At 71.1% G+C, this 3,835-nt stretch carries 5 protein-coding genes; 2 read left to right on the top strand and 3 right to left on the bottom strand.

Features of this window, described 5'->3' with window-relative positions; genetic code table 11:
* A partial coding sequence (locus P7D22_RS22565; RefSeq protein ID WP_319936498.1) for a hypothetical protein occupies window positions 1–262 on the bottom strand: 262 nt, incomplete at its 3' end.
* A gap of 10 nt (window positions 263–272) precedes the next feature.
* Window positions 273–1,520, bottom strand: a complete 1,248-nt coding sequence (locus P7D22_RS22560; RefSeq protein WP_319936497.1) for a glycosyltransferase family 4 protein — start codon at window positions 1,518–1,520, stop codon at window positions 273–275.
* A gap of 80 nt (window positions 1,521–1,600) precedes the next feature.
* Between P7D22_RS22560 and P7D22_RS22555 the strand changes: the two genes are divergently transcribed.
* Together P7D22_RS22555 and P7D22_RS22550 are read left to right on the top strand one after the other, a co-directional pair.
* Window positions 1,601–2,410, top strand: a complete 810-nt coding sequence (locus P7D22_RS22555; RefSeq protein ID WP_319936496.1) for an alpha/beta hydrolase — start codon at window positions 1,601–1,603, stop codon at window positions 2,408–2,410.
* Between the two features lie 23 nt (window positions 2,411–2,433).
* Window positions 2,434–3,057, top strand: coding sequence for a LysE/ArgO family amino acid transporter (locus P7D22_RS22550; RefSeq protein ID WP_319936495.1), 624 nt, complete (start codon window positions 2,434–2,436; stop codon window positions 3,055–3,057).
* A gap of 7 nt (window positions 3,058–3,064) precedes the next feature.
* Here the strand turns inward: P7D22_RS22550 and P7D22_RS22545 are convergent.
* Window positions 3,065–3,835: MFS transporter (locus P7D22_RS22545; RefSeq protein WP_319936494.1), on the bottom strand; the 771-nt coding region annotated here is incomplete at its 5' end.

Here is a 3,835-nt window from a genome sequence, read left to right as displayed (position 1 = left end):
CAACCTCCCAGACCGGGAAGGCGGACGGGCCGGCAGGGCCGACGGTCCAAAGCTCGTCGGCCCCGCAGGCCGCCAGCGCCGCGTCGAGGCCGGCGCTCCCATCCGGCCACCAGAGTGAAACCGGGCAGCGGCCGCGGGCCGCCGCGCCGATCATCGAAAGGTCGGCCAAGGCGCTCACCCGCACCACGAGGCGATCGACGCCTTCCTGGATCGCGCTCGCGGCGTTAACGGCGTCCTCCACCAGGGCCAGCATGCGGGTCATGGTTCGGCTCCTAGCGCGCCGCCATCGTCGAACCGGCGGCGTGCGACTCGAGCAGCACCGCATAAGCGTCCAGCATGTCGTGTTCCATGCGATCGACGGAGAAATGCGCCTCCACATGGAGGCGCGCGCGCCGCGCCATGGCGTCCCGGGCACTGGCACCGAGCCGCAAGGCTGCCCCGATGGCGTCGGCGAGCGCCTCGGCGTCGCCGGCCGGCACGCGCCAGCCGGTGCGGGCTTCGGGCGCGGTTTCGGGCGGCGCCAGCACGGTTTCCCGCACTGCGCCGAGGTCCGACACGACCACGGGGGTGCCGACCGACTGCGCCTCCACGGCGACGCGGCCAAAGGTTTCCGGCTCGGTCGAGGGCACGGTGACGACGCTTGCGGCCATGAAGGCGGCCGGCATGTCGTCGCAATGGCCGACGCGGCGGATCACGCCTTCAAGCCCGGCCTTGGCGATCAGCCCGTCGAGTTCCTTGACGTAGCCGGTCTTGCCCTGCTCGTCGCCAGCCAGCACGAAGACGGTGCCGCCACCGGGATCCTGCCGGGCGAGCCGCGCCGCGGCCTCGATCAGCACCCGCTGCCCCTTCCAGCCGGTGAGCCGGGCCGCCAGCAGCACGATGCGGTCTTCCGGCGCCACGCCCCAGGCGGTGCGCAGCCGCTCGACGCGGGCAGGATCGATCGCCTCGGGCGTGAAACGCCGCAGGTCGGCGCCGTTCACCACCACCCGCAACCGTTCGCGCGCCCAGGGAAAGTTCTTGATGATCAGGTCGCGCGTATAGAGCGAATTGGCCACCACCATGTCGCCCCGCGCCATGACGGAATTGTAGCGCAGCTTCAACGGGCTGCGCCCGCTATAGGCGCCGTGGTAGGTGGTCATGAAGGGCGTCCGGGTGAGCCGGCAGGCCGCGAGCGCCACCCAGGCGGGGGCCCGCGACCGGGCATGCACCAGTGCCGGCCGCTCGGTGTGAACCAGCCGGATCAGCTTGCGGACGTTGAGCGCCATGGCGAGCGGGTTTTTTTCCCCGGCCGGAAACGGCACCCAGATGCCGCCGCGCGCCTGCAGTTCGGCCACCAGCCGGCCACCCTCGCAGGCCACGAGGGCTCGCGCCCCCACGGCCGCGAGCGCCCCGGCCGTATCGACGGCGGTGCGCTCCGCCCCGCCCGCGTCGAGCGCCGGAATGATCTGCAGCACCGTGCGCCCGGCGAGCGGATGGGTTTGATCCTGCACGAACGGGGAAGCGGCATAGCTTTGCGGCATCGGCTCCCCAGGTCTACACAGGTTCTCACCAGCCTCCTGCAGGCCGCCGGCCCTTAGCAATGGAGTGAACTTCTTTAACAATGCGTGACGACGATCTCCACTTTCTTGTGCCGCCGCCGCTGCCGGGCGGCGCCCCCCGGCGCCTCGCCTATCGCCGCACACGCGCGGCACCCGGGGTCGGCGGCCCCGGCCTCGTCTGGCTGGGCGGCTACAAATCCGACATGGCGTCCACCAAGGCCGTGGCGCTCGACGCCTGGGCCAGACAGGCCGGCCGGGCCTGTCTGCGGTTCGACTATTCCGGTCATGGCGAGTCCGACGGCGACTTCACTGACGGGACGATCGGGCTCTGGTTCGCCGACGCGCTGACGATGATCCGCTCCGAAACGGAGGGGCCGCAGGTGCTGGTCGGATCGTCGATGGGCGGCTGGATCGCGCTCCTGGTGGCGCGGGCCTTGGCGGAAGCCGGTGAAGCCCATCGCCTCGCCGGCACGGTGCTGATCGCCCCGGCGGTGGATTTCACGGAAGTGCTGATGTGGGCCCAGTTCACCCCCGCGATCCGCCACGTCATCGAGACGGAGGGGCGCTGGATGCGGCCGACCGATTACGCGGCCGAGCCGGTGCCGGTGACGCGAGCATTGATCGAAGACGGCCGCCGCCACCTGCTGCTCGACGCACCGATCCGGACGCATGGGCCCGTGCACATCCTGCAGGGGATGCGTGACCCGGACGTGCCCTGGCAGCATGCCATGCTGCTGGTCGAACACCTCACCTTCGATCCCGTCAGCGTCACCCTGATCAAGGATGCCGACCATCGGCAATCACGGCCGGAGGACATCGACCGCCTGATCCGGGCCGTCGACGCCATGATGGCGCCGGCGATGCCGGGCTGACCTTCGAGCTTCAGGCCCACATCATGGTCTCCATCGCGGCGGCAGCCGCCTCGGGCTTCGGCACGGGCGCCGTTCTTATCGTCGCCATCGGGGCGCAGAACTTGTTCGTGCTGCGCCAAGGTCTTTTGTGCCGGCATGTCGGGCCCGTGGTCGTGTTGTGCGGCCTCGCCGACACGGGGCTGATCGCGGCGGGCGTGGCCGGCGCGGGATCGCTGCTGCAGATGGTACCGGACCTCGCCACGGTGATGGCGCTCGGCGGCGCCGCGTTTCTGGGTTGCTACGGCGTCCTGGCGCTCCGCCGCGCCACGACCGGCGCGAGCCTCGACGCAGGATCGCAGCCGGCCATGACGCTCGGGCGGACGCTCGCCACCGCGGCCGGCTTCACGCTGCTGAACCCGCATGTCTATCTCGATACGGTGGTGTTGATGGGCGCCGCGGGGGCAAGCCAGCCTGCCGGTCTCCGGCCCATCTTCGTGGCCGCCGCTTCCGCCGCGAGCTTCGGCTGGTTCGCGACCGTCGGCTTTGGCGCTCGCATCCTGGTGCCGCTATTCGCTCGTCCCGCCATCTGGCGCTGGCTCGACGCCCTCGTGGGCTGCACCATGCTGATCCTCGCCGCAGTTCTGCTGGGCCATGCCTGGGATGGCTGAGGGCGCCCTACCCCGGCCGCGCGCCAGGGTCGCGCAGCCCGTGTACGGCCGGGATGGCCAGCACCACGGTCGAGCTCAACGCCAGCCAGCCGGCCGCAAACCAGAGCGCTCCATCGCGACCCAACAAGGCCGACAACGGCCCGACAAGCGCATAGCCGACGGGCACGGGCGCGAAGGAGCCCAACCAGTCGTAGGAGCTGACACGCGACAAGGCCTCCGGTGGCACCTCACGCTGCATCGTGGTGTCGAACAACAGCGTGAACACCGCGAAGCCGGCCCCCGACAGCGCCGCGGCAGCCACATCGACCGGCAACGGCGCTCCGCAGGCGAGGCCCACCACCAGCGGCAGGCCCGCGAAGGTCGCCAATGTCGCGACCGCCAGGGGGCGCGCCGGGCGAAGCCGCATCGCCGCCAAGCCGCCTCCGACCGCACCAAGACCCTGGGCTGCGAGCAAAAGCCCCCAGGCCGAAGCGCCCCCGAACCTTGTCTCGGCCGTGAGTGCCCCGAGCACCATCGTGGGCGCCATCACGAGCATGTGATAAAATCCGAACTGCAACACGATGATCCAGAGCCACCGATGCTGCACGAAGGCGCCCCAGCCGAGCCGCAATTGTTGCAGGAACGGTTCGGCCGGCACGCTTGCGCGCGGCGGCAGGCGCAAGGCCATCAGGCAGGCGGCGCTGACCGCATAACTGGCGGCGTCGATCGCGATCGCCCAGGCGGCGCCCCCGCCCGCCACCACCACGCCCGCCAAGGCCGGCCCGGCCACCTGGGCGGC

The sequence above is a fragment of the Lichenihabitans sp. Uapishka_5 genome, from assembly GCF_033947565.1.
In the GTDB taxonomy this organism is placed as follows: domain Bacteria; phylum Pseudomonadota; class Alphaproteobacteria; order Rhizobiales; family Beijerinckiaceae; genus Lichenihabitans.
This window is presented reverse-complemented; position numbering and strand designations above follow the sequence as displayed.